The organism is Pontibaca methylaminivorans, assembly GCF_900156525.1.
Lineage (GTDB): Bacteria > Pseudomonadota > Alphaproteobacteria > Rhodobacterales > Rhodobacteraceae > Pontibaca > Pontibaca methylaminivorans.
The window spans coordinates 862265-885627 of sequence record NZ_FTPS01000001.1 but is presented as its reverse complement, the minus strand read 5'-3'; the positions used below and the strand labels follow the sequence as shown (position 1 = coordinate 885627).

Genomic DNA, 23363 nt, shown 5'->3' with positions numbered 1-23363 from the left:
GGCGGCATGAACGGCCCTTTCGGCTGTGGTGTCGCGGTCCTGCCCGCGATGGCGGGCGTCGCGATGTTGCATTTCTCGCGCGGTCTGCGCAACCGCTTGGGGAAATCTTCTTCGCCGGTCTGCCGGTCTTTGGGCGCCCCTGGGCGGCGGTCAGGGCATTTGGGTGGTGTCCTCGGCGCCGCCTGGGCCGCGGAATCCGGTGGCGATCACGTATTTTTCGGAACTGTCGGCGCGCGAGGCGGGGGGTTTCACGTTGGCGACATGGGCGAATTGCTGTTTCAGCAGCGTCTGCAACCCGCTTTCGGCGCCGCCGGCCAGCACCTTGGCGACGAAGGTGCCCCCCTGTTCCAGCACATCGAAGGCGAAATGCGCCGCCGCCTCGCACAGCGCCATGATGCGCAGGTGGTCGGTCTGCTTGTGCCCGGTCGAGGCCGCGGCCATATCCGACATCACCACATCGGCCCGCCCGCCGAGCCAGTCGCGCAACTGCCTGTCCGCCCCGTCGTCCAGAAAGTCGAGCTGGTGAATCTCGGCTCCTGCAATGGGCTCGACCGTCTGCAGGTCGATGCCGAGCACCCTTCCTGCGGGTTTGCCCGGCCGCTCGTCGAGCGCATTCACCCGCTGCACCGCAACCTGCAGCCATCCCCCGGGCGCGCAGCCGAGATCGACTACGCGGGCGCCCGGCACGAGAAAGCGGAATCGGTCGTCAAGCTCGATCAGCTTGAAGGCGGCGCGGCCGCGATAGCCTTCGCTGCGGGCGCGCTTGACGTAGGGGTCGTTCAACTGCCGTTGCAGCCAGCGGGTGGAGCTCGCCTTGCGCCCGCGGGCGGTCCGCACCTTCACCTTCAGATCGCGCTGTCCGCGCCCGGAAGTGTTTCGTGCCACTCGTTGGCTCCTTTCGCCCGTCTGTTCTCATATCTTGCCCCGCGTCGGTTCGGCGCCACGACGACCCCGCACCCCCGTCAGCCCGTCAGCAGGGCGCGTCCTGCAGAACGCCATCCGCGCTCATCTGCGTATAAAGCAGCCCCTCGCGCAGCCCGCGGTCGGCGACCGAGACCCGGTCGGTCGGCCAGCAGCGCAGCAACGCCTGCAGGATCGCCGCACCCGACATGATGAGCGCGTGGCGGTCGGCCCCGATGCGGGGGTCGCGCCGCCGCCCGGCCGGGCCGAGTTCCAGATAGCGCCGGATCACCAGGTCGATTTCCTTGCTGGTCATGCGCAGCCCGTCCACCTTGGTGCGGTCATAGCGCCGAAGCCCGAGGTGGCTGGCCGCCACCGTGGTGACGGTGCCCGAGGTGCCGACGATCTGGAACCCGTTGCGCAGCGTGCCGTCCCGGTAGGGGGCGAAGCTGGCCAGGTTTTCCTCGAAGAACCAGCTCATCAGCGCGTAGCGCGCCGAATCGTCCTCTACGTCGACGAACTGGTCGCGCAGTGTCGCCACCCCGAGCGGCACGCTGATCCAGTCCACCACCCGCGCCGCGGAAACGCCGGTGCAGCCGGTCAGGAACCCCTGTTCCAGCCGCATGATCGCGCGCGGGCGCTCGGCCGCCGGCACGGCCGAAATGTCGATCCAGACCAGTTCGGTCGAGCCGCCGCCGATGTCCACCACCAGAAGCTGCTCGGTCTGCGGGCTGACCAGCGAGGCGCAGGAAATGACCGCGAGCCGGGCCTCTTCCTCGGGCTGGATGATATCGAGGCGCAACCCGGTCTCGCGGCGCACCTGCTGGAGCAGTTCCCGGCTGTTGCCGGCGCGCCGGCAGGCCTCGGTCGCGACGAGGCGCATGCGTTTCACGTTGTTGCGGCGCAGCTTCTGCTGGCAGATATGCATGGCATGCACCGTGCGCGCCATGGAGGCGCGCGACAGCCGGCCCGTCCGCTCGAGCCCCGAGCCGAGCTGCACCGTCTTGGAAAAGCTGTCCACGACCTTGAATCCGTTGCCCTTTGGCTGGGCAATCAGCATGCGACAGCAGTTCGTGCCGAGATCCAGCGCCGCATAAAGCGTGCCCGGATCGGGCAGGGTTGGCACGGGCTGTTCGACCGTTTTCGGAAACGCGCCCGCACCTCTGGGACGCCTGGGCGCCATGACCACGCCCTCCGATTTCGAGTTGGACCGAGAATAGGGGCGCTGCTCCGATATCGCAAGATGCCCCGCAATGGATCGCGGAAGGTGACGTTGCGTCCGCCTTTGCCCGGCGGTAGCAGGGCGGGAACGGGGCCGTGATGCCGGCCGCCCGGCCGGCGGCGCGTCGCGGACGGAGCGCGTTCTGTCGATATCAGGCCGCTTGCACCCATGCGGATCGGCTACATCTGAATCCGAGAAGGAGGAACGCCCATGACCGAGGTCACGATCGTCTATTGGCGTGATATTCCGGCCCAGGTCATCGTCGGGCGGGGGCGCAACCGCGCCAAGCGCGAACTGCCGGACCGGTTCGAACAGGCCATCGGGCGCGCGGCGATGAAATGCCAGGCCCGCGACACCGAATCCTATCTGGCGGAGTGGCGTCGCGACACGGTTCCGGCGGGGGAAGGCGCGGGAACGGCCGACGAAATCGCCGCGGCCGAGGCCGCCCGCCTCGAGGCCGAATATGACCGCACGCGCCTCAAGGCGCTCATAGCAAACGAAGGTTGGGCGTGAGTTTCAGATCTGGCTGGGAGGGCCTCATGGCATTGTTGAATTTCCGCAGGCGCGACCCGGGGCAGGACCCGGCGCGCGGCACCGGGGCCGGCGCGGGCACCGAGGTCGAGGCGCTGCTCGACGGCTTTTCGATCGAGGTGATGCCGCGCACCGCGGCCAAGGTCGAGGATTTCCGCGCCCTGCTGCCCGAAGGCACGCGCGTCTATATCGCCCATATCGAGGGCACCCCGATCGAGGACATGGTGGCCACGGCGAAACGTCTGGCCAGCGAAGGTTTCGCCGTCATGCCGCATTTCCCGGCCCGGATCATCGCTGACCGGGCCATGTTCGACGACTGGATCGCGCGCTATCAGGGCGAGGCGGGCGTGAAGCAGGCGCTTTTGCTGGCGGGCGGCGTGACAACTCCGCTGGGCGATTTCGACAGCTCCATGCAACTGATGGAAAGCGGCCTGTTCGACAAGGCGGGCTTCACGCATCTGCATGTGGCAGGCCACCCGGAGGGCAACCGGGACATCGACCCCGATGGCGGCACGGCCCTTGTCGACGAGGCGCTGCGCTGGAAACAGGCGTTTTCCGAGCGCACCGACGCCGAGATGGCGATCACCACCCAGTTCGTCTTTGACGCCGCGCCGGTGATTTCCTGGGCCGAGGGGCTGCGCGAGGCGGGAATCACCCTTCCGGTGCATGTCGGTATCGCCGGTTCGGCCAAGCTCCAGACCCTGATCCGCTATGCCATGGCCTGCGGCGTCGGGCCGTCGCTCAAGGTGCTGCAGAAACGCGCCATGGACGTGACGCGGCTGGTCAAGCCCTACGAGCCGACCGAGGTGGTCGAGGCGCTCGCCGCCTACCGGGCCGCGCATCCCGACAGCAATATCGCGCGGCTGCATTTCTTTCCGCTCGGCGGCATTGCCGCCGCGGCCCGCTGGGCCAGTGCCCATGGCGGAGATTCCGCTCAACCCGCTGCTGCCGCCGCAGGAGACCGCACGCCATGACCCGGACCACAGTCGAAAGCCGCAGCCGGACCGAGATCATCGGCTTCGATCATCCGTTCTGCGTGATCGGCGAGCGCATCAATCCGACCGGCCGCAAGAAGCTCGCGACCGAGCTTGAGGCCGGCGAATTCGGCAGCGTGCGCGAGGACGCCCTGGCGCAGGTCGCCGCCGGGGCCAATGTGCTCGATGTGAATGCGGGGGTGGTCTACAACTCGAACCCCGACCCGAACCAGACCGAACCGCCATTGATGGTCAAGCTGATCAGGCTTGTGCAGGAAACCGTGGATGCGCCGATCTGCATCGATTCCTCGGTTCCGGCGGCGCTCGAGGCGGGGCTCGAGGTCTGCGAGGGGCGCCCGCTTCTGAACTCGGTCACGGGCGAGGAGGAGCGGCTTGAAAAGATCCTGCCGCTGGTCAGGAAGTACAACGTCCCGGTGGTGGCGATCAGCAACGATGACAGCGGCATTTCCGAAGACCCGGACGTGCGCTTCGAGGTGGCGAAGAAGATCGTGCAGCGCGCCGCCGATTACGGCATCCCGCCCCATGACATCGTGGTCGATCCGCTGGTGATGCCGGTCGGGGCCATGGGCACGGCGGCGCTACAGGTCTTTGCGCTGGTGCGGCGCCTGCGTCAGGAACTCGGGGTCAACACGACCTGCGGCGCCTCGAACATCAGCTTCGGCCTGCCGAACCGGCACGGGATCAACAATGCGTTCCTGCCCATGGCGATCGCCGCCGGCATGACCAGCGCGATCATGAACCCGATCGCCCTGCCGGTGAAGCCTTCGGTGATCGCCGCCCGGCGCGAGGCGATCGCTGCGGCGGGCGTGATCCTGCCCGATGACATGGATGACGAAACCTTCGTCACCCTGTTCGGCATGGGCTCGACCAAGGCGCGTGCCGGCAGCGAGATGGAGGCGATCCGGGCCGCGAATTTCCTGACCGACAACGACCCCCATGGCTCGGCCTGGATCCGGTTCAACAAGCCGCCCGCGCTGCCGGGAGAAGACACCGTTCGCCGCGCCGGGCGCAGCGGAGCAAGGCGCCGGCGGGCGTGACTGCGGCGGTATTCAGTCCCGCGGCGAGCGCCGCTGCCGGCCGTTTTGCCGCCGCATGGCCGGCCTTGGGCCAGCGGGGGCGCGCATGACCCCGGCGGCCCGGGTCCAGACGGCGATCGAGATTCTGGACGACTACCTTGCCGGCGGTGCGGTCGAGCCGCTGCTGACCGGCTGGGCGCGGCGCAGCCGCTACGCGGGTTCGGGCGATCGTGCGGCGGTGCGCGACCACGTGTTCAGCGCCCTGCGCAATCTGCGCTCATTCGCGGCGCTGGGCGGGACGATGAGCGGGCGCGCGCTGATGCTCGGCGCGCTGCGGGCGGCGCAACAGGATCCGGAGGCGCTGTTCACCGGCGCGCGCCATGCCCCGCCGCCCCTGTCCGGGCAGGAACGCGCGGGCGGCCGCCCGCCCGCGCCCGGGGCAGAGGAACTCGACCTGCCGGACTGGCTGCTGCCGTTGATGGAGCGCTCGCTCGGGGCGCAGGCCGCGTCCGTGGCGCGGATCCTCAAGCAGCGCGCGCCGGTTCATCTGCGCGTGAATACGCTGCTTGCGGATCGTGAGGCCGCCGAGCGGCTGCTGCGCGACGAGGGCATCCTGACCACGCCGCACCCGGCTGCCGATACGGCGCTCGAGGTGCACGAGGGCGCCCGCCGCATCCGCGGCACGCGCGCCTATCGCGAAGGACTGGTGGAACTGCAGGACGGTGCCAGCCAGGCGGCGGTGGAGGCGCTGCCGCTGCGCGACGGCATGCGGGTGCTCGATTTCTGCGCCGGTGGCGGCGGCAAGACGCTGGCCATGGGCGCGCGGGCGCGGGTTGCCCTGTTCGCCCACGATGCGGATGCGGCAAGGATGCGCGATCTGCCGGAACGGGCCAGGCGGGCGCGACTCGAGGTTGACCTGCTTGCACCGGGCCGGGCCGGTGAGCACGGACCCTTCGACCTCGTGCTGTGCGATGTTCCCTGTTCGGGGAGTGGTGCCTGGCGGCGCAGCCCCGAGGGGAAATGGATGCTCACGCCCGAACGGCTGGCGGAGCTTGGCGACATCCAGGCCACGATCCTGCGCGAGGCGGCGTCGCTCACGGCGCCGGACGGGGTGCTGGCCTATATGACCTGTTCGGTTCTCGACTGCGAAAACAGCGCGCAGGCCGACCGTTTTCTGAACGAGAACTCCGGTTGGCGGCGACTCTCCTGCCGGTCCTGGTCGCTGCTCGACGGGACAGATGGGTTTTTTCTCGCACAGTTTGACCGAAAAACCACAGACTGAACAACTTATGCGTGCATTTTGCGCTTGACTCGGGTTTAAAATCGGCGCCGAGGCCCAGCGTTTGTTTCACGAGTCGAAATGTTCATGTCGGACCGGACCGCCGATCTGCCCCATCAGATACTGCCCCCGATCTCGGGGAAAGTGCGTTTCTGCACCCTGATCGTCTTTGGCGCCGTCATGATGGGGGCCGGGGTGCTGCTGGCGCCCGGCGGCATCGGGGTGCGGATGCTGATCGTTTCCGGGCTTGCCATCCTGCTGGTGGCAGCGTTCCACGGGCTGCGCCTTGCCTATGCGCATCATCTGCGCCGTCGGCTCGACACGGCCGTCACCGGGCTGATCGGGGCCGATGCAACGCCAAGTTTCGTGACCGATACCGAGGGCATGATCAAGGCCGCGAATGTCACCGCGCGGGAACAATTCGCCGGCAGCGACGCGCCCACGCTCTCCGAAGTGCTGCGGAGCCTGTTCGCCAATCCCTCGGCGGTGCTTTACCGGCTGCAGTGGCGCGCGCGGCTCGATGGTGTCGCCCAGGAGGACGTGGTGGCGCGCGGCGGGCACATGCGGATCTCGGCCCGCTGGCTGGACGGGCAGCGTTGCCTCTGGCGGGTCGAGCGGATGCCCGACCAGCCGCAGGCGAGCAATGAGGAGGGCGACTTTCCCTTCGGCGCCCTCACCCTGGGTCGGACCGGCACCATCCTTCAGATGAACGCGACAGCGCGCGGGCTGCTCGATCTTCGCAGCCGGAGGCTGGAAGATCTGTTCGCGGAACTGCCGCTGGTGACGGGGGTCGTCAATGTGCTGCACGCGAGGACCGGCCCGGTCGAGGTGATCGTTGCCGAACGCGATACCGTTGCGCGGCAGCGGGAGATCCTCTTTCTTCCGCTCGGGCCGGCGGGCGCGGCGCGCCAGCAGGCGCTGTTCGACCGCCTGCCGGTCGCGCTGGTCAAGATCGCCCCGGACGGCGACATCCTGCTGGCGAACCGCGAGGCCCGCCGCCTTGCCGGGGAGCGGCTGCGGCCCGGGGTGCCGCTGGAAAGCGTGATGCAGGGGCTTGGCCGTCCGGTGGCCGAATGGCTGCGCGAGGCGCTGGGCGGGCGGATGGCGCAGCGTTCGGAGTTTCTGCGCCTTGCCCGTCCCGATCGCGAGGTGTTCGTGCAGGTCACGCTCAGCACCATCACCGACGGCGGGCAGCGGTGCCTGATCGGCGTGCTGAACGATGCGACCGAGCTCAAGACGCTCGAGGCGCAATTCGTCCAGAGCCAGAAGATGCAGGCGATCGGGCAGCTTGCCGGGGGCATCGCCCATGATTTCAACAACCTGCTGACGGCGATTTCCGGCCATTGCGACCTGCTGCTGCTGCGCCACGATCAGGGCGATCAGGATTACGGCGACCTGATCCAGATCAGCCAGAACGCAAACCGCGCCGCGGCCCTGGTGAGCCAGCTTCTGGCGTTTTCACGCAAGCAGACCCTGCGCCCCGAGCCGGTGGACCTGCGCGATACGCTGTCCGACCTTACCCATCTGCTGAACCGTCTGGTGGGCGAGCGGGTCTCGCTCACGCTGAGCCATGAACCGCTCTTGCGGCACATAAAGGCCGACAAGCGCCAGCTTGAGCAGGTGCTGATGAATCTCGTGGTGAATGCGCGCGATGCCATGCCGGGTGGCGGCGAGATCCGCATCGAGACCGCGGTTCGCCGCCTTGATGCGCCCCTGCAGCGGGATCGTGCCACGGTCGCGCCGGGCGAATACGTGGTGGTGAAGGTCGCCGATCAGGGTGTCGGGATTCCCGCCGACCAGATGTCGAAGATCTTCGAGCCGTTCTTTACCACCAAGCGCACCGGCGAGGGCACCGGGCTTGGCCTTTCGACGGTCTACGGCATCATCAAGCAGACCGGCGGTTTCATTTTCGTGGACAGCACCGAAGGCAACGGCACGGTGTTTACCCTTTATTTCCCGGCCCATGACAACGGCGGCGAAGTCCGGGGCAGCCGCGAAGAGCCCGCCGCGCTGCCTGCGCCCCGCCATGGCGAAGGTGTCGTGCTCCTGGTCGAGGACGAGGCGCCGGTGCGCGCCTTTGCCGCCCGGGCGCTGCGCCTGCGCGGATATACCGTGCTCGAGGCCGAATCCGGCGAGGAGGCGCTGCGCATGCTGGACGAGCCCGAACTCGAAATCGACGCCTTTGTCACCGATGTGGTCATGCCGGGGCTCGACGGGCCGAGCTGGGTGCGCAAGGCGCTGGTGACGCGCCCCGACGTGCGGGTGGTGTTCATGTCGGGCTATGCCGAGGGCGCCTTCGAGGAATGCGGCCCGACCCTGCCCAATTCGGTGTTCCTGCCCAAGCCGTTTTCGCTCAACCAGTTGACCGAGACGGTGCACCAGCAGTTGAATTGAGCCCGCCCGCGGAAATTGATTCGTAAAGCTCGAATTCGGGCGCGCAGTGGCGGCGACAGGCGCGCGCCAGTTCGGGCGAAAGCGCAAGCTCCATCACCGGTGACACGTTTTCCCGCGTCAGGGCAAGCGTCACACCGAGCCGTTCCTCGAGAAAGGCATCGAGCCGATGCGGTTCCTCATAGCGGAACAGATGCGTGATGGCGGTCCCGTTCGGGCGCGGCTCAAGGAACCGGGCCTGACTGCCGACATTGGCGAATCCCGGCGTCGGGGTTTCCAGGTAGGCGCGGACGAACTCGTCGAAACTGACGCCGTGGGTGGCGTTCGGCTGGCCCTTCATGAAGGGGCGGCGTCGATAGCGATACCAGCTTCCGAGCCAGCTTATGGGCTCGCGCATCACCGCGAGCGTTTCCATCTCGGCGTTGCAGACCTTCTGGAACATGGGCCGGAAGAAGCGGTTGTAGCGGTAGAGCGGCGCGTGCTTCAGTTCCGGCGGGTCGGTGATCACCATGTCTGCCCGACCCGCAAGCGCCCTCTGATAGGCGGTGGTCCCGGTCTTGGGCACGGCAAGGAATACCAGCCGTTCCCTGAAAAATACGAGCATGTTCCGCAACCTCCGCTGAGCAGCCTGCCGGCGTCAGCAACTTCTTAACCTGTTCCGCCCGATCATGGGGTGGACGAAAAGCCATTGCAATGTTCTCGATTCTCCCCAATATGGAACATCAGGAGAACAAAGTGGCAATTGCCGGGAATGCGCGGCTGTGTCAAGAAGAAGGGCAGACAGGATATGGCGGATCTCTTGATGATGGACACGAAGAAGAACGCTGACAAGCAGAAGGCGCTCGAGAGCGCGCTGGCCCAGATCGAGCGCCAGTTCGGCAAGGGCTCGATCATGAAGCTTGGCGATGAGGGCTCGATCCAGCAGGTCGAGGCCAGTTCGACCGGCTCGCTCGGCCTCGACATCGCGCTTGGCATCGGCGGATTGCCCATGGGGCGCATCGTCGAGATCTACGGCCCGGAAAGTTCGGGCAAGACCACGCTCACGCTGCATTGCATCGCCGAGCAGCAGAAACGCGGCGGTGTCTGCGCCTTTGTCGATGCGGAACATGCGCTCGACCCGCATTACGCGCGCAAGCTGGGCGTCGATGTGGACGAATTGCTGATCAGCCAGCCCGACACGGGCGAGCAGGCGCTCGAGATCACCGACACGCTGGTGCGGTCGGGGGCGGTGAACATGGTGGTGGTCGATTCGGTCGCCGCGCTCACCCCGAAATCGGAACTCGAGGGCGACATGGGCGACAGCAGCGTCGGCGTGCAGGCGCGGCTCATGAGCCAGGCCATGCGCAAGCTGACCGGTTCCATCAGCCGCTCGAACTGCATGGTGATCTTCATCAACCAGATCCGCATGAAGATCGGCGTGATGTTCGGCAGCCCCGAGACCACCTCGGGCGGGAATGCGCTGAAATTCTATTCCTCGGTGCGGCTCGATATCCGCCGGATCGGTTCGATCAAGGACCGCGACGAGGTGGTGGGGAACGCGACGCGGGTGAAGATCGTCAAGAACAAGGTCGCGCCGCCCTTCAAGCAGGTGGAATTCGACATCATGTTCGGCGAGGGGATCTCGAAGATGGGCGAACTGCTTGATCTCGGGGTCAAGGCCGGTGTCGTGGACAAGGCTGGCGCATGGTTCAGTTATGGCGACGAGCGCATCGGCCAGGGACGCGAGAATGCCAAGCAGTTCCTGCGCGAAAACACTGCCCTCGCGCTTGAAATCGAGGACCGGATCCGCGCCGCTCACGGGCTGGAATTCTCGGCCCCCGACGAGGGTGGTTCCGAGGATATTCTCGAAGCCTGAGCCCCGCGCGCCGGGGTCCGCCGGCCACGCGGCACCGGGTTTCAGCGCGGACAGGAAAGCAGCGATGAGCCGGCGCAGCCCGCGCGCACCGGGCTTTGCCCCCAAAGGACGGTCGGGCGATCACGTTCGACCCCCGGAAGATTCCGGCCATCGCCGCATAGACCCGGGCCCGCCAGCCGCGGCACCCCGAGCTCTGCACGCGGCGCGGCGCGCGCTCCCGGTGGACAGGGGGGCGCCGCGTGGATATGTGAGCGGCATCCGATCCGATCTCCAACACCCGGGGCAGGCCCATGCTGACGCTGAATGAAATCCGCTCGCAATTTCTCGGATATTTCGCGAGGCAGGGGCACGAGGTCGTCGATTCGAGCCCGCTCGTGCCGCGAAACGACCCGACCCTCATGTTCACGAATTCGGGCATGGTGCAGTTCAAGAACCTGTTCACCGGGGTCGAGCACCGCGATTACAGCCGCGCCACCACAGCGCAGAAATGCGTGCGGGCCGGCGGCAAGCACAACGATCTCGACAACGTGGGCTATACGGCCCGGCATCACACGTTTTTCGAGATGCTGGGCAATTTCAGCTTTGGCGATTATTTCAAGGAACAGGCGATTCCCTTCGCCTGGGAACTCATAACGCGCGAATTCGGGATTCCCGCCGACCGGCTCTGGGTGACGGTCTTCCACACCGACGACGAGGCCGCCGCAATCTGGAAAAAGGTGAGCGGCCTGCCGGACGAGCGGATCCTGCGCATCGCCACCGACGACAATTTCTGGACCATGGGCCCGACCGGCCCCTGCGGCCCCTGTTCCGAGATCTTCTTCGACCATGGCGAGAAATACTGGGGCGGCCCTCCGGGCAGCCCGGAGGAAGACGGCGACCGTTTCGTCGAGATCTGGAACCTCGTGTTCATGCAGTACGAACAGATGGCCGACGGGACGCGCCGCGACCTCGAGGCGCGCAGCATCGACACCGGCATGGGGATCGAACGCGTTGCGGCGCTGCTGCAGGGCACGAACGACAATTACGCAACCGACCTCATGCGCGCCCTGATCGAGGCGAGCGCCAATGCCACCAGCACCGAGCCGGACGGGCCGGGGCGGCTGCATCACCGGGTGATCGCCGACCACCTGCGCTCGACCTCGTTCCTGATTGCGGACGGGGTCATGCCCTCGAACGAGGGGCGGGGCTATGTGCTGCGCCGCATCATGCGCCGCGCCATGCGACACGCCCATCTGCTCGGCGCGGCGGATCCGCTGATGTATCGCCTGGTGCCGGCGCTCGTGCAGCAGATGGGGGCGGCCTATCCCGAACTCTCCCGCGCGCAGGCGCTGATCGAGGAAACGCTGCGGCTCGAGGAAACGCGGTTCCGCCAGACGCTCGACCGCGGCCTGCGCCTGCTCGAGGACGAACTCTCTGCCCTGCCCGAGGGGGCGGTTCTCCCGGGCGAGGCGGCATTCCGGCTTTACGACACCTATGGGTTTCCGCTCGATCTCACGCAGGATGCGCTGCGCGAACAGGGCCGCGGCGTCGATGTCGCCGGGTTCGATGCCGCCATGGCCGGGCAGAAGGCCACCGCGCGTGCCGCCTGGGCCGGGTCGGGCGACGCGGCCGATGCCACGGTCTGGTTCGATGTGGCAGAGGAAAACGGCACGACCGAGTTTCTGGGCCATGACACCGAAACCGCCGAAGGGCAGATCGTGACGCTGGTCCGTGATGGTGCAGAAATCGAAACCGCCCGGCGCGGCGACACCGTCCAGATCGCGTTGAACCAGACGCCGTTCTATGCCGAATCCGGCGGGCAGGTCGGCGACAGCGGCCTGATCCGCACCGATACCGGCACCGCAAGGGTGGTGGATACGCGCAAGAGCGCCGGGGTTTTCATCCATATCGCCGACGTGACCGAGGGCGAGATCGCGAAAGGCAGCGCGGCGCAACTCGAGGTCGATCACGCGCGCCGCAGCGCGATCCGCGCCAATCACTCGGCCACCCACCTGCTGCACCAGGCGCTGCGCGAGCGGCTGGGGGCGCATGTGGCGCAGCGCGGTTCGCTCAACGATGCCGAGCGGCTTCGTTTCGACTTCAGCCACAACGCGGCGCTGAGCGAGGCCGATCTTGTACAGCTGCAGGCGGACGTGAACGCCATGATCCGCCAGAACGCGCCGGTCAAAACCCGGATCATGACGCCGGATGATGCGCGCTCCATCGGCGCGCAGGCGCTGTTTGGCGAGAAATACGGCGACGAGGTGCGCGTGGTGTCCATGGGTCGCCAGGAGGGGGCGAACCGCGGCGCCGGCGGCGATACCTATTCGATCGAGCTGTGCGGGGGCACGCATGTGCGCCGCACCGGCGATATCGGGGTTTTCGTCCTGCTGGGCGACAGCGCGTCGAGCGCCGGGGTGCGGCGGGTCGAGGCGCTGACCGGGCAGGCGGCGCTCGATCATCTGGCCGGCGAGCATCACCTGCTGGCCGAATCGGCGCGGCTGCTGAAGGTCCGGGCCGAGGATCTGCCCGGGCGGCTCGGGGCGCTGATGGAGGAGCGGCGGGCGCTGGCCAACGAGGTTGCGCAGCTTCGTCGCGAACTGGCCATGTCGGGCGGCGGCAGCGCCGGGCCGGAGCCGGTCGAGATCAACGGGATCCGCATGATCGCGCAGGTTCTGAGCGGCGTCAGCGGCAAGGATCTGCCCGGCCTTGTCGACGAACACAAGGCGCGGCTCGGCAGTGGTGCGGTGCTGCTGATTGCGGATGCGAACGGCAAGGCCGCCGTTGCGGCCGGGGTGACGGGCGACCTTATTGACCGGGTTTCGGCCGTCGATCTGGTGCGGGCTGCGGTGCCGGCGCTTGGCGGCAAGGGTGGCGGCGGCCGCCCCGACCTGGCGCAGGGGGGCGGGCGCGACATTGCCAATGCCGAGGCTGCGATCAGCGCGGCGCAGGCGATTCTGAAAGGTTGAAAGATGGGCGCACTCTGGATTTCACAGGTTTCGGTCAGCAACGAGGCCCCCTACCGCGAATATGCAAGGCTCGCGGTCGAGGCGATCGCCGCCCATGGCGGTGAATTCGTCGTGCGCGGGGGGCGTTATGTCCAGCTCGAGGGGCAGGAGCGCCCACGCCATGTGGTCGTGCGTTTCCCCGATCTGGAAACGGCCGAAGCCTGCTACCGCTCTGATCTTTACCAGCAGGCGCTGTCCCACGCACGCGGCGCCTCCGAACGCGACCTCGTCATCGTCGAGACCGCGGACTGACCCCGCGCGGAGATCTGCAATGCGGGAGCGGGGTGCGTGGCCACACCCCGCCCGTCCGGGTCAGGTGCTGCGCGCGGCGCGCTTGCGTTCATGCGGATCCAGGTGACGCTTGCGCAGGCGGATCGCGTTCGGCGTGACCTCGACCAGTTCGTCGTCGTTGATATAGGCGATCGCCTCTTCCAGCGACATGCGCACCGGTGGCGTGAGGCGGACCGCCTCGTCGGAGCCGGAGGCACGGATATTGGTCAGCTTCTTGCCCTTGAGCGGGTTCACCTCAAGGTCGTTCTCGCGGCTGTGCTCGCCGATGATCATGCCGGTATAGACCTGTTCCTGCGCGCCGATGAACAGGCGGCCGCGCTCTTCGAGATTCCAGAGCGCATAGGCAACCGACACGCCGTTCTCCATTGAAATCAGCACGCCTTCGCGCCGTCCTTCGATGGTGCCCTTGTGGGGAGCCCAGCCGTGGAAGACGCGGTTCAGGATGCCGGTGCCGCGCGTGTCGGTCAGGAACTCGCCGTGATAACCTATCAGCCCGCGCGAGGGCACAAGGGCGATGATCCGGGTCTTGCCCTGGCCCGAGGGTTTCATTTCCGCCAGATCGCCCCGGCGCGTGCCGGTCAGCTTTTCGATCACGACGCCGGCGTGGTCGTCATCGACGTCGATCACGACCTCCTCGATGGGTTCGAGCGTCTCGCCGCTTTCCTCGCGCAGCAGCACCCGCGGGCGCGAGATCGAAAGCTCGAACCCCTCGCGGCGCATGTTCTCGATCAGCACGCCCATCTGCAGTTCGCCGCGGCCCTTGACCTCGAAGGCCTCGCCCCCCGGTGTGTCGGAGACGCGGATCGCGACGTTGCTTTCGGCCTCTTTCATCAGGCGTTCGCGAATCACCCGCGACTGCACCTTCTTGCCATCGCGGCCGGCCAGCGGGCTGTCGTTGATGCCGAAGGTCACGCTGATGGTCGGCGGGTCGATCGGCTTGGCCTGGAGCGGCTCTTCGACCTCGGGCGCGACCAGGCTGTCGGCGACGGTGGCTTTCGACATGCCGGCAAGCGACACGATGTCGCCGGCCTCGGCCAGGTCGATCGGCTGGCGGGTCAGGCCGCGAAAGGCCAGCACGCGGCTGACGCGGAAGGTCTCGACCGGCTTGCCCTCGCGCGAGAGCGCCTTGAGCGTGGTGCCGGCCTTGAGCGTGCCGCTTTCCACCCGGCCCGTCAGGATGCGCCCGAGGAACGGATCGGCGGCAAGGGTGGTCGCCAGCATGCGGAAGGGCTCGTCGCGCGCGGCAAGCTGGGCCGGGGCAGGGACGTGGTCGAGGATCAGGCGAAACAGCGCATCCAGGTTCTCGCGCGGCCCCTCGAGCGACGGGTCCGCCCAGCCCGCGCGCCCCGACGCGTAGAGATGGGGGAAATCAAGCTGCTCGTCGCTCGCGTCGAGGCTTGCGAACAGGTCGAACACCTCGTCGAGCGCGCGGTCGGGCTCGGCGTCGGGCTTGTCCACCTTGTTCACCACCACGATGGGGCGCAGCCCGAGCGCAAGCGCCTTCTGGGTGACGAACTTGGTCTGCGGCATCGGCCCCTCGGCCGCATCGACCAGCAGCACCACACCATCGACCATTGACAGGATCCGTTCGACCTCGCCGCCGAAATCGGCGTGGCCCGGCGTATCGACGATGTTGATGCGCGCGCCCTGCCATTCGACCGATGTGGCCTTGGCCAGGATCGTGATGCCGCGTTCGCGCTCGATATCGCCCGAATCCATCGCGCGATCAGCGGTTTCCTGATTGTCGCGAAAGGTGCCGGACTGTTTCAGCAGCCCGTCGACGAGCGTGGTCTTGCCATGATCGACGTGAGCGATGATTGCGATATTGCGCAGATCCATGTCTTGCCTCGGATTTGGGATGGCGGGACGGAACGCCCCGGACATGCGCATAAGGCATGTGGACGCCCGCGACCAGAGCCGGCGTCGATAAAGGCGATCAATGCGTGGTCGATTTGGAAAAGACGTTGATCACCACGATGCCGATGATGATGAGCGCAAGCCCCAGGATCGCCGGCAGGTCGAGCCGCTGCTTGAACACCACGAAGCCGATCAGCGCGATGAAGATGATCCCGAACCCGGACCAGAGCGCATAGACGATGCCGACCGGCATCACCCGCAGCGTCATCGACAGCATGTAGAAGGCAATGGCATAGGCCACGATCACGAGGGCCGAGGGCCAGGGCCGCGTGAATTGCTGGCTTGCCTCGAGCGCGCTGGTCCCGATGGTTTCGAACAGCACCGCGATCATGAGAAAGAGGTAATGGGACGACATGGGCGGGCTCCGCGGCTGTAATAGGAGCAGGGCGCGCGGGTGCGTGCACTGCATGTTGCGATCCGTTCTAGCCGAAGCCGGTCACTGCGGAAACCCCGTTCGCGATCCGGTCTTTGCGCAGCCATGAGCGACGAAAAACGCAGCGGACAATGCCGCCGCGTTTCTTTGGTGTCACGATCTGCCGGGGATCAGAACTTGTAGGAGATCCGCGCGCTGATGGTGGTCAGCTTCATGTCGAAGCCGGTGTCATCGAAATCGCTCTTCTTGTGGTACAGCGCCTCGACGCCACCGATCCAGTTCTCGGTGAACTTGTGCTTGTAGCCGAGGCCGGCCAGCCAGCCGTTGTCGGTGTGCTTTTCATCGGGGGTGCCGAGCCAGCCGGCGCCATTGTCCCGCAGTTCGCCGCGGAACGCACCGACCGTGCCGTATACCAGGCCGTCGCCAAGGTCATAACCGACCAGCGCCTTTGCGCGGGCCATGTTCTTGAGCTTCATCTTGCCGAAGGGGCCGCCATCGTCGCTGATGTTGGTGCGGTCATAGTCAAGCTCGCCACCCACGACCCACTGGCCGAGGTCATAGAGGTATCCGCCGTGGATACCGGCAAAGCCGCCCTCGGGGCTGAGTCGGTCACCCGGGGCCAGACCAACCGCGCTGGTCTTCGAGTTGTCGCCATAACCGGCCTGGGCACCAAGGTAGAAACCGGTCCAGTCAGAGATCGGCTGCACCTCGACGGGCGCGGCAATCACGGGCTCGACAACCGGCTCTTCGAGGTTGCCGGCGAATGCCGGAGCCGCGAGGAGGAGAGCCGGAATTGCGGCTGCGTAACGAAGGTGTTTCATGGGATTCTCCTTCAGAGTTTGAATGGCAATGATTGTTGCGCTCGGGTTTCTTGTAAAAGCGAAGGGCGGTCAGAGCAACCGAACGGGGATAAAGGGCACAGGGTGGTTGCAAACATGTCACATCGTTACGCGCCGTCCGGCGGAAGGGGGATTCGCGCCTTTGAAAACCCTGTTCCGCAAAGAAAAACGCGGCGGGCAGAGCCGCCGCGTTTCTTTGGTGTCACAATCTGCGAGGATCAGAACTTGTAGGAGATCCGTGCGGTGATCGTGGTGATATCGGTGTCGAGGCCGTCGATGCCAAGGAAGTCGACGCCGCTGTGGTAGAGGGCTTCAACACCACCGATCCAGTTTTCGGTGAACTTGTGCTTGTAGCCGATGCCGGCCAGCCAGCCGTTGTCGGTGTCGTCGGCGGAGACAGCGCCGGATACGCTGGTCTCGGCGCGGAATGCACCAACGGTACCATAGAGCAGGCCGTCGCCAAGGTCATAACCGACCAGCGCCTTGGCGCGGGCGATATTGTCGATCTTGGCTTCGTCGCCACCAACGCTTTCCTTCATGTTGGCCCAGTCGTAGTCGAGCTCACCGCCGACGACCCACTGGCCGAGGTCATAAAGGTAACCGGCATGGACACCGCCAAGAGCCCCATCGGGTTCCACATCGACATTGTCGATGTCCGAGGTGCCATAGCCGGCCTGGGCACCGAGGTAGAAGCCGGTCCAGTCGGAGATCGGCTGCACCTGGACGGGCTGCGCGATGATGGGCTCGACAACGGGCTCTTCGAGGTTGCCGGCGAAAGCGGGCGCCGCGAGGAGAAGGGCCGGGATGGCGGCCGCATAGCGGAGATGCTTCATGTTATGCTCCAATTTATGACGGGCATTCTGGTTCACTGCTGTCATGCCCTTTGTTGCGATCGAAAGACGTGAAATCGGATATAGCGCGACCTCATTTTTCCGGCAACGTGCGGTCGCGCAAATCATGGGGGTCGTGGCCGTTTCGACACATCGGCAGGAAGCGGCCTGTGACGCTGGCCCGCGGGCCCGGAGGCGTACCGGATGCGCAGGCCCGCGCCTTATCCGGCCAGCGCGCGGCCGAGGTTTTCGTCCACCTTTTCCAGAAAACCCATCGTCGTCAGCCACTTCTGATCGGGGCCGACCAGCAGCGCCAGATCCTTGGTCATGAAGCCCGACTCGACCGTTTCGACCACGACCCGCTCAAGGGTCGCGGCAAAGGTCATCAGCGCCTCGTTTTCATCGAGCTTGGCACGGTGGCGCAGGCCCCCGGTCCAGGCAAAGATCGAGGCGATCGAGTTGGTCGAGGTCTCTTCGCCGCGCTGGTGCTGGCGGTAATGGCGCGTGACGGTGCCATGGGCGGCCTCGGCCTCGACGATTCGCCCGTCCGGCGTCATCAACTGGCTGGTCATGAGGCCGAGGCTGCCGAATCCCTGCGCCACGGTGTCGGACTGCACGTCGCCGTCATAGTTCTTGCAGGCCCAGACATAGCCGCCCGACCACTTGAGCGCGCTGGCCACCATGTCGTCGATCAGCCGGTGTTCGTAAGTGAGCCCGGCTTTTTTGAACGAATCGGAAAATTCCGCGTCGAACACCTCCTGGAACAGATCCTTGAAGCGGCCGTCATAGGCCTTGAGGATCGTGTTCTTGGTGGACAGGTAGACCGGATAGCCGCGCTGGAGCCCGTAGTTGAAACTGGCGCGCGCGAAATCGCGGATCGAGTCGTCAAGGTTGTACATCGCCATCGCGACGCCCGCGCCGGGCGACTGGAACACCTCGTGTTCGATGGTCTCGCCATCCTCGCCGACGAACCGGATGGTCAACCTGCCCTTGCCCGGAAAGCGGAAGTCGGTGGCGCGATACTGGTCGCCGAAGGCGTGGCGCCCGACGACGATCGGCCGGGTCCAGCCGGGCACGAGGCGCGGCACGTTCCGGCAGATGATCGGTTCGCGAAAGATCACCCCGCCCAGAATGTTGCGGATGGTGCCGTTCGGGCTGCGATACATGCGCTTCAAGCCGAATTCCTCGACCCGTGCCTCGTCGGGGGTGATGGTCGCGCATTTCACGCCGACGCCGTGTTCCCGGATCGCCTCGGCCGCGTCCACCGTGATCTGGTCATCGGTCGCGTCGCGGGATTCGATGCCGAGGTCGTAATATTTCAGATCGACGTCGAGATAGGGCAGAATCAGCTTCTGCTTGATGAACGACCAGATGATCCGCGTCATCTCGTCACCGTCGAGTTCGACGACCGGATTCTCGACCTTGATCCTTGATGTCACGGCTGTCATGAGACGCTCCCTTTTCCTGTCCTGCTGCGAGACCTGGCCCGAAATTTGGCCCGAAACCTGGCCTGTGGCGTTCATTAGCCTGTCTCGCCGGGGCTTGGAAGCGCGCATCCCGGCGCGGCGCGGATCGCCTTAACGGGTGGTCTCGGTCAGGCGGCGCTTCACGTAATCGCTCACGGTCGCGATCATCGGCTCCATATGCGGATCCTGGAAGAAGTGGTCGGCGCCCTCGCGTTCCTCGTGGGTGATGGTGATGCCCTTCTGCTCGTGCAGCTTGGTCACGAGCGCGCGGGTATCGGCGGGCGGCGCCACCCGGTCGGCGTCGCCGTTGATGATGAGGCCCGAGGAAGGGCAGGGGGCGAGGAACGAGAAATCATACATGTTCGCCGGCGGCGAGACGCTGACGAAACCGGTGATCTCGGGGCGGCGCATCAGAAGCTGCATGCCGATCCAGGCGCCGAAGGAAAACCCCGCGACCCAGCAGTGCTTGAAGCTGTTGTTCATGGACTGGAGATAATCCAGCGCGGCGGCCGCATCGGACAGTTCGCCCACGCCCTGATCGTATTCGCCCTGGCTGCGCCCGACGCCGCGGAAATTGAACCGCAGCACGGTGAAGCCGAGGTTGTGAAAGGCGTAATGCAGGTTGTAGACGACCTTGTTGTTCATCGTCCCGCCGAATTGCGGATGCGGATGCAGGACGATGGCAATCGGGGCGTTACGTTCCTTCTGCGGGTGATAGCGGCCTTCGAGCCGACCTTCGGGACCGGGGAAAATGACCTCGGGCATGGATGCGACAAATCCTGTGCAGCGGTGTGCCGGAACAATCTTGACGAGTTCGGTAAGACACCTTAGAAGCTTTCTAAACGGGTGGTGGCGGGGGACCGCGCTGATCTGGCACATAGGGATTGGCGCGAAAAACGTCAATGATTTGCGCCGGGAACCGCGTCGTGCGGGCGGGACGGCCGGGAGGCGTGCAATGAAACTGTCGACGAAAGGGCGCTATGCCATGGTCGCGCTCGCGGATCTTGCGCTGCAGCCGGAGGGGAGCCTCGTGACGCTTGGCGAGATCGCACAGCGGCAGAATGTGTCGCTGCCCTATCTCGAGCAGCTGTTCGTCAAGCTGCGCCGGGCTGACCTCGTGACATCGGTGCGCGGCCCCGGCGGGGGCTATCGCCTGGCGCGGCCCTCGACCGAGATCCGCGTGGTCGAGGTGCTGACCGCGGTGGACGAGACCGTGGATGCGATGCACCGTGGCGCGGGCGTCTCGGGGGGCTCCTCGGGGAGCCGGGCGCAGTCGCTGACCAACCGTCTGTGGGAAGGGCTGAGCGCCCATGTCTATGTCTACCTGCACCAGGCGCGCCTGTCCGACGTGGTGGGCAACCAATTGGCGCCCTGTCCGGCGGTGCCGCACCTGTTCGCGGTGGTGGACGATGAGTGAGCGGGGCGGCAGGAGGACCACAAGGGGGGCGCTGCCCCCCCTCGCCTGCGGCGAGTCCCCCCGGGATATTTCTCGCCAGAAGAATGACCGGGGACAGGGCCCGGGAAAGGGTATGTGATGGGACGGGTCTATCTCGATCACAATGCCACCACCCCGCTGCGGGCCGAGGCGCGCGCGGCGATGATCGCGGCGATGGATGTGGTCGGCAATCCCTCGTCGGTCCATGCCGAGGGACGGGCGGCGCGGGGGCTGATCGAGCGGGCCCGTGCCCAGGTGGCGGCGGCGCTTGGCGCGGACGGGGCGGATGTGGTGTTTACTTCCGGCGCTACCGAGGCGGCGGCGCTTGCCTGTGCGGGGCGCGGGCTTTCGGGTGCGATGATCGAACATCCGGCGGTGGCCGCCTGGGTCGACACGACGCTTGCTGTGGATGCGCAGGGCCGGGTGCGGATCGGGGATCCGGCGCGTTCGGTGCTGCAGCTTGCGAATTCGGAGACCGGCATCATCCAGGAACTGCCGGAGGGGCTGGCGGTCTGCGATGCGACGCAGGCGTTCGGCAAGCTGCCCTTTGCCTTCAACTGGGCGGGGGCCGGGATGATGCTGGTCTCCGCACACAAGCTCGGCGGGCCCAAGGGCGTGGGGGCGCTGGTGATGCGGCGCGGCAGCGATCCGGCGGCACGGCTGCGCGGCGGCGGGCAGGAGATGGGGCGCCGTGCGGGGACCGAGAACCTGATCGGAATCGCGGGATTCGGGGCCGCGGCCGAGGCGGCGGCGCGGGATCTTGCGGCGGGCAGGTGGGACAGAGTGTCTTTCCTGCGCGATCGGCTGGAGGAGGCCCTTGTCGGCGGCTCGAAGCTGACTATTTCTATCGGGAAAGGTTTGCGCCGGCTTCCGAACACGCTTTGTGTCGCCCGGCCGGGCTGGAAGTCCGAGACACAGGTGATGCAGATGGATCTTGCCGGTTTTGCCGTCAGCGCCGGCTCGGCCTGTTCGAGCGGCAAGGTGCGCGAGAGCGCCGTGCTGCGGGCGATGGGGCTCGGGGAGGACGTGGCGCGCAGCGCGCTGCGAATCTCGCTCGGGCTCGATACGGATGAAGATGACGTGATGCGCTTTGCCGAAAGCTGGCTGGCGTGTGAAAGCAGATACCGCGCCCGGGTGGCGTAGGCGCCGCAGGGCGCGATTGCAAGGAGGATCAAATGACCGCACTGGACCAGGATATTCAGGTCAAGGAAGGCGTCGATCAGGACACGGTGAAGGCGGTCCAGGACTATGCCGGCACCTACAAGCACGGCTGGGAAACCGAGATCGAGATGGAATTCGCGCCCAAGGGCCTGAATGCCGATATCGTGCGCCTGATCAGCGAGAAGAACGACGAGCCGGAGTGGATGACCGAGTGGCGGCTCAAGGCTTATGAGCGCTGGCTCACCAAGGAAGAGCCGGCCTGGGCGATGCTGAACTATCCCGAGATCGACTTTCAGGATCAGTATTACTATGCCCGTCCCAAGAGCATGATGGTCAAGCCGAAGTCGCTCGACGAGGTCGATCCCAAGCTGCTGGCGACCTATGCCAAGCTCGGCATTCCGCTCGAGGAACAGAAGATTCTGGCCGGGGTCGAGGGGGCCGAGGCGGTGCCGGCCGACGGGCGCCGGGTCGCGGTGGACGCGGTTTTCGACAGCGTGTCGATCGGCACCACCTTTCAGGAAGACCTGAAAAAGGCGGGCGTGATCTTCTGCCCGATCAGCGAGGCGATCCGCGAGCACCCGGAACTGGTGAAGAAATACCTCGGATCTGTGGTGCCGATGTCGGACAACTATTATGCGACGCTGAACTCGGCCGTGTTCACGGACGGATCCTTCGTCTATGTGCCGCCGGGCGTGCGCTGCCCGATGGAGCTTTCGACCTATTTCCGCATCAACGCGGAAAACACCGGACAGTTCGAGCGCACGCTGATCATCGCCGACAAGGGCTCTTACGTCAGCTATCTGGAGGGCTGCACCGCGCCCAAACGCGACACGGCGCAGCTGCATGCGGCGGTGGTCGAGATCATCGTCGAGGAAGACGCCGAGGTGAAATATTCCACGGTCCAGAACTGGTATCCGGGCGACGAAGAGGGCCGGGGCGGGATCTACAACTTCGTCACCAAGCGCGCCGACTGCCGGGGCGACCGGGCCAAGATGATGTGGACGCAGGTCGAGACCGGATCGGCGATCACCTGGAAATACCCCTCCTGCATCCTGCGCGGTGACGGCAGCCAGGGCGAATTCTATTCGGTGGCGATCACCAACAACAGGCAGCAGGCGGATACCGGCACCAAGATGCAGCATCTTGGCAAGAACACCCGCTCGCGCATCGTCTCGAAGGGGATCAGCGCCGGACAGTCGCAGAACACCTATCGCGGGCTGGTGTCGGTTCATCCCAAGGCCGAGAATGCGCGCAACTATACCCAGTGCGACAGCCTGCTGATCGGCGACAAATGCGGTGCCCATGCGGTGCCCTATATCGAGGCGAAGAACAACTCGGCCCGGATCGAGCACGAGGCGACCGCCTCGAAGGTGGACGAGGACCAGCTGTTCTATTGCCGCGCCCGGGGCGTCAGCGAGGAAGACGCGGTGGCGCTGGTGGTGAACGGCTTCTGCAAGGATGTGCTTCAGGCCCTGCCGATGGAGTTCGCCATGGAGGCGCAGCAACTGGTGGCGATCTCGCTGGAGGGGTCGGTTGGCTGACGGGACAGCGGACCGGTCTCGCTGGAGCCGGGCGCTGCCGGTCTATGGGCTGACCGGGCTCGGCGGGCTGCTCGGGATCTTCTGGGTCAATGCGAGCGCCCATGCCTCGCCGATTCTCGGGATCGGGCTCGGTGCGCTTGCGGGGCGGCTTGTGGCGGCGCTGGTGGTGTGGCTGGTCGAGGCGCGGGAGCTGCGCCGCACCGCCGCGGTGCGAGCGGGTGCGGAAAGCGCCGGGCGCGACGGGGCGGCGGAGCCGGAAGACCCGCCCGCAGGCTGACTCCGGCGGGCAGATAGATGAGCGCACGGATGTGCGGATGAATGGAAACGACGCCTC

21 protein-coding genes are annotated in these 23363 nt (G+C 66.2%); 12 read left to right on the top strand and 9 right to left on the bottom strand.

What is annotated here, in order from left to right; translation table 11 throughout:
• Positions 1 to 150: 150 nt before the first annotated feature.
• The gene (locus tag B0B01_RS04315) at positions 151 to 885 is read right to left on the bottom strand and encodes an RlmE family RNA methyltransferase (RefSeq protein ID WP_076647891.1); all 735 of its coding nucleotides are present in this window, start codon (positions 883 to 885) and stop codon (positions 151 to 153) included.
• An 85-nt stretch (positions 886 to 970) separates the two neighbouring features.
• Positions 971 to 2083, bottom strand: a complete 1113-nt coding sequence (locus tag B0B01_RS04310) for a Ppx/GppA phosphatase family protein (RefSeq protein ID WP_076647887.1) — start codon at positions 2081 to 2083, stop codon at positions 971 to 973.
• A gap of 249 nt (positions 2084 to 2332) precedes the next feature.
• On the opposite strand from B0B01_RS04310, the gene B0B01_RS04305 reads away from it, so the two are divergent.
• The 5 genes from B0B01_RS04305 to B0B01_RS04285 all read left to right on the top strand — a co-directional run bounded on the left by B0B01_RS04305 (position 2333) and on the right by B0B01_RS04285 (position 8337).
• Positions 2333 to 2635, top strand: a complete 303-nt coding sequence (locus B0B01_RS04305; RefSeq protein ID WP_076647884.1) for a virulence factor — start codon at positions 2333 to 2335, stop codon at positions 2633 to 2635.
• Between the two features lie 26 nt (positions 2636 to 2661).
• Positions 2662 to 3627 (top strand): methylenetetrahydrofolate reductase, encoded by a 966-nt coding sequence (locus tag B0B01_RS04300; protein WP_076647880.1) that lies wholly within the window; start codon positions 2662 to 2664, stop codon positions 3625 to 3627.
• A complete protein-coding gene (locus B0B01_RS04295) occupies positions 3624 to 4685 on the top strand; it encodes a methyltetrahydrofolate cobalamin methyltransferase (protein ID WP_076647877.1) in 1062 nt (353 codons plus the stop codon). The genes B0B01_RS04300 and B0B01_RS04295 overlap by 4 nt, the downstream gene beginning before the upstream one ends.
• 85 nt (positions 4686 to 4770) lie before the next feature.
• Positions 4771 to 5946 carry an RsmB/NOP family class I SAM-dependent RNA methyltransferase gene (locus B0B01_RS04290; protein WP_076650045.1) on the top strand — a complete coding sequence of 392 codons (1176 nt, stop codon included), beginning with the start codon at positions 4771 to 4773 and terminating at the stop codon, positions 5944 to 5946.
• Between the two features lie 84 nt (positions 5947 to 6030).
• Complete coding sequence (locus B0B01_RS04285; RefSeq protein WP_076650044.1) at positions 6031 to 8337, top strand: hybrid sensor histidine kinase/response regulator; 2307 nt, start codon at positions 6031 to 6033, stop codon at positions 8335 to 8337.
• Here B0B01_RS04285 and B0B01_RS04280 read toward each other — a convergent pair.
• Positions 8297 to 8938, bottom strand: coding sequence for a sulfotransferase family 2 domain-containing protein (locus B0B01_RS04280; RefSeq protein ID WP_076647874.1), 642 nt, complete (start codon positions 8936 to 8938; stop codon positions 8297 to 8299). The genes B0B01_RS04285 and B0B01_RS04280 overlap by 41 nt on opposite strands.
• 183 nt (positions 8939 to 9121) lie before the next feature.
• On the opposite strand from B0B01_RS04280, the gene recA reads away from it, so the two are divergent.
• The 3 genes from recA (at position 9122) to B0B01_RS04265 (ending at position 13428) form a co-directional block, all read left to right on the top strand.
• Positions 9122 to 10189, top strand: coding sequence for a recombinase RecA (gene recA, locus B0B01_RS04275; protein ID WP_076650043.1), 1068 nt, complete (start codon positions 9122 to 9124; stop codon positions 10187 to 10189).
• A gap of 290 nt (positions 10190 to 10479) precedes the next feature.
• Positions 10480 to 13137: an alanine--tRNA ligase gene (alaS, locus tag B0B01_RS04270; RefSeq protein WP_076647871.1), complete on the top strand. Its 2658-nt coding sequence runs from the start codon at positions 10480 to 10482 to the stop codon at positions 13135 to 13137.
• Positions 13138 to 13140: 3 nt separating this feature from the next.
• A complete protein-coding gene (locus B0B01_RS04265; protein ID WP_076647868.1) occupies positions 13141 to 13428 on the top strand; it encodes a DUF1330 domain-containing protein in 288 nt (95 codons plus the stop codon).
• A 60-nt stretch (positions 13429 to 13488) separates the two neighbouring features.
• On the opposite strand, the gene typA is transcribed toward B0B01_RS04265, so the two are convergent.
• The 6 genes from typA to B0B01_RS04235 all read right to left on the bottom strand — a co-directional run bounded on the left by typA (position 13489) and on the right by B0B01_RS04235 (position 19657).
• Positions 13489 to 15306, bottom strand: a complete 1818-nt coding sequence (typA, locus tag B0B01_RS04260; protein WP_076647864.1) for a translational GTPase TypA — start codon at positions 15304 to 15306, stop codon at positions 13489 to 13491.
• Positions 15307 to 15403: 97 nt separating this feature from the next.
• Positions 15404 to 15739: a DMT family transporter gene (locus tag B0B01_RS04255; RefSeq protein ID WP_076647860.1), complete on the bottom strand. Its 336-nt coding sequence runs from the start codon at positions 15737 to 15739 to the stop codon at positions 15404 to 15406.
• A 188-nt stretch (positions 15740 to 15927) separates the two neighbouring features.
• The gene (locus tag B0B01_RS04250) at positions 15928 to 16578 is read right to left on the bottom strand and encodes an outer membrane protein (protein ID WP_076647857.1); all 651 of its coding nucleotides are present in this window, start codon (positions 16576 to 16578) and stop codon (positions 15928 to 15930) included.
• A 236-nt stretch (positions 16579 to 16814) separates the two neighbouring features.
• Complete coding sequence (locus B0B01_RS04245; RefSeq protein ID WP_076647854.1) at positions 16815 to 17429, bottom strand: outer membrane protein; 615 nt, start codon at positions 17427 to 17429, stop codon at positions 16815 to 16817.
• 218 nt (positions 17430 to 17647) lie between these two features.
• Positions 17648 to 18874, bottom strand: a complete 1227-nt coding sequence (locus B0B01_RS04240) for an NADP-dependent isocitrate dehydrogenase (protein ID WP_076647851.1) — start codon at positions 18872 to 18874, stop codon at positions 17648 to 17650.
• A 129-nt stretch (positions 18875 to 19003) separates the two neighbouring features.
• On the bottom strand, positions 19004 to 19657 hold the full coding sequence (locus B0B01_RS04235; RefSeq protein ID WP_076647848.1) for an alpha/beta hydrolase: 654 nt from the start codon (positions 19655 to 19657) through the stop codon (positions 19004 to 19006).
• Positions 19658 to 19847: 190 nt separating this feature from the next.
• Here B0B01_RS04235 and iscR point away from each other — a divergent pair, with 190 nt between their 5' ends.
• From iscR to B0B01_RS04215, 4 genes are all read left to right on the top strand, one after another.
• On the top strand, positions 19848 to 20309 hold the full coding sequence (iscR, locus tag B0B01_RS04230; protein ID WP_076647845.1) for a Fe-S cluster assembly transcriptional regulator IscR: 462 nt from the start codon (positions 19848 to 19850) through the stop codon (positions 20307 to 20309).
• A 117-nt stretch (positions 20310 to 20426) separates the two neighbouring features.
• Positions 20427 to 21470, top strand: coding sequence for a cysteine desulfurase family protein (locus B0B01_RS04225; RefSeq protein WP_076647842.1), 1044 nt, complete (start codon positions 20427 to 20429; stop codon positions 21468 to 21470).
• A gap of 32 nt (positions 21471 to 21502) precedes the next feature.
• Entirely contained in the window at positions 21503 to 23029 is a 1527-nt protein-coding gene (gene sufB / locus B0B01_RS04220; RefSeq protein ID WP_076647839.1) for a Fe-S cluster assembly protein SufB, read from the top strand.
• A complete protein-coding gene (locus B0B01_RS04215) occupies positions 23022 to 23306 on the top strand; it encodes a hypothetical protein (RefSeq protein ID WP_076647835.1) in 285 nt (94 codons plus the stop codon). The genes sufB and B0B01_RS04215 overlap by 8 nt, the downstream gene beginning before the upstream one ends.
• Positions 23307 to 23363 lie beyond the last annotated feature (57 nt).

Bases quoted from the DNA above. Each gene is read 5' to 3' on its own strand.
- B0B01_RS04310 (WP_076647887.1), bottom strand. From the start codon at position 2,083: ATGGCGCCCAGGCGTCCCAGAGGTGCGGGCGCGTTTCCGAAAACGGTC.
- B0B01_RS04305 (WP_076647884.1), top strand. From the start codon at position 2,333: ATGACCGAGGTCACGATCGTCTATTGGCGTGATATTCCGGCCCAGGTC.
- B0B01_RS04300 (WP_076647880.1), top strand. From the start codon at position 2,662: ATGGCATTGTTGAATTTCCGCAGGCGCGACCCGGGGCAGGACCCGGCG.
- B0B01_RS04295 (WP_076647877.1), top strand. From the start codon at position 3,624: ATGACCCGGACCACAGTCGAAAGCCGCAGCCGGACCGAGATCATCGGC.
- B0B01_RS04290 (WP_076650045.1), top strand. From the start codon at position 4,771: ATGACCCCGGCGGCCCGGGTCCAGACGGCGATCGAGATTCTGGACGAC.
- B0B01_RS04285 (WP_076650044.1), top strand. From the start codon at position 6,031: ATGTCGGACCGGACCGCCGATCTGCCCCATCAGATACTGCCCCCGATC.
- B0B01_RS04280 (WP_076647874.1), bottom strand. From the start codon at position 8,938: ATGCTCGTATTTTTCAGGGAACGGCTGGTATTCCTTGCCGTGCCCAAG.
- recA (WP_076650043.1), top strand. From the start codon at position 9,122: ATGGCGGATCTCTTGATGATGGACACGAAGAAGAACGCTGACAAGCAG.
- alaS (WP_076647871.1), top strand. From the start codon at position 10,480: ATGCTGACGCTGAATGAAATCCGCTCGCAATTTCTCGGATATTTCGCG.
- B0B01_RS04265 (WP_076647868.1), top strand. From the start codon at position 13,141: ATGGGCGCACTCTGGATTTCACAGGTTTCGGTCAGCAACGAGGCCCCC.
- typA (WP_076647864.1), bottom strand. From the start codon at position 15,306: ATGGATCTGCGCAATATCGCAATCATCGCTCACGTCGATCATGGCAAG.
- B0B01_RS04255 (WP_076647860.1), bottom strand. From the start codon at position 15,739: ATGTCGTCCCATTACCTCTTTCTCATGATCGCGGTGCTGTTCGAAACC.
- B0B01_RS04250 (WP_076647857.1), bottom strand. From the start codon at position 16,578: ATGAAACACCTTCGTTACGCAGCCGCAATTCCGGCTCTCCTCCTCGCG.
- B0B01_RS04245 (WP_076647854.1), bottom strand. From the start codon at position 17,429: ATGAAGCATCTCCGCTATGCGGCCGCCATCCCGGCCCTTCTCCTCGCG.
- B0B01_RS04240 (WP_076647851.1), bottom strand. From the start codon at position 18,874: ATGACAGCCGTGACATCAAGGATCAAGGTCGAGAATCCGGTCGTCGAA.
- B0B01_RS04235 (WP_076647848.1), bottom strand. From the start codon at position 19,657: ATGCCCGAGGTCATTTTCCCCGGTCCCGAAGGTCGGCTCGAAGGCCGC.
- iscR (WP_076647845.1), top strand. From the start codon at position 19,848: ATGAAACTGTCGACGAAAGGGCGCTATGCCATGGTCGCGCTCGCGGAT.
- B0B01_RS04225 (WP_076647842.1), top strand. From the start codon at position 20,427: ATGGGACGGGTCTATCTCGATCACAATGCCACCACCCCGCTGCGGGCC.
- sufB (WP_076647839.1), top strand. From the start codon at position 21,503: ATGACCGCACTGGACCAGGATATTCAGGTCAAGGAAGGCGTCGATCAG.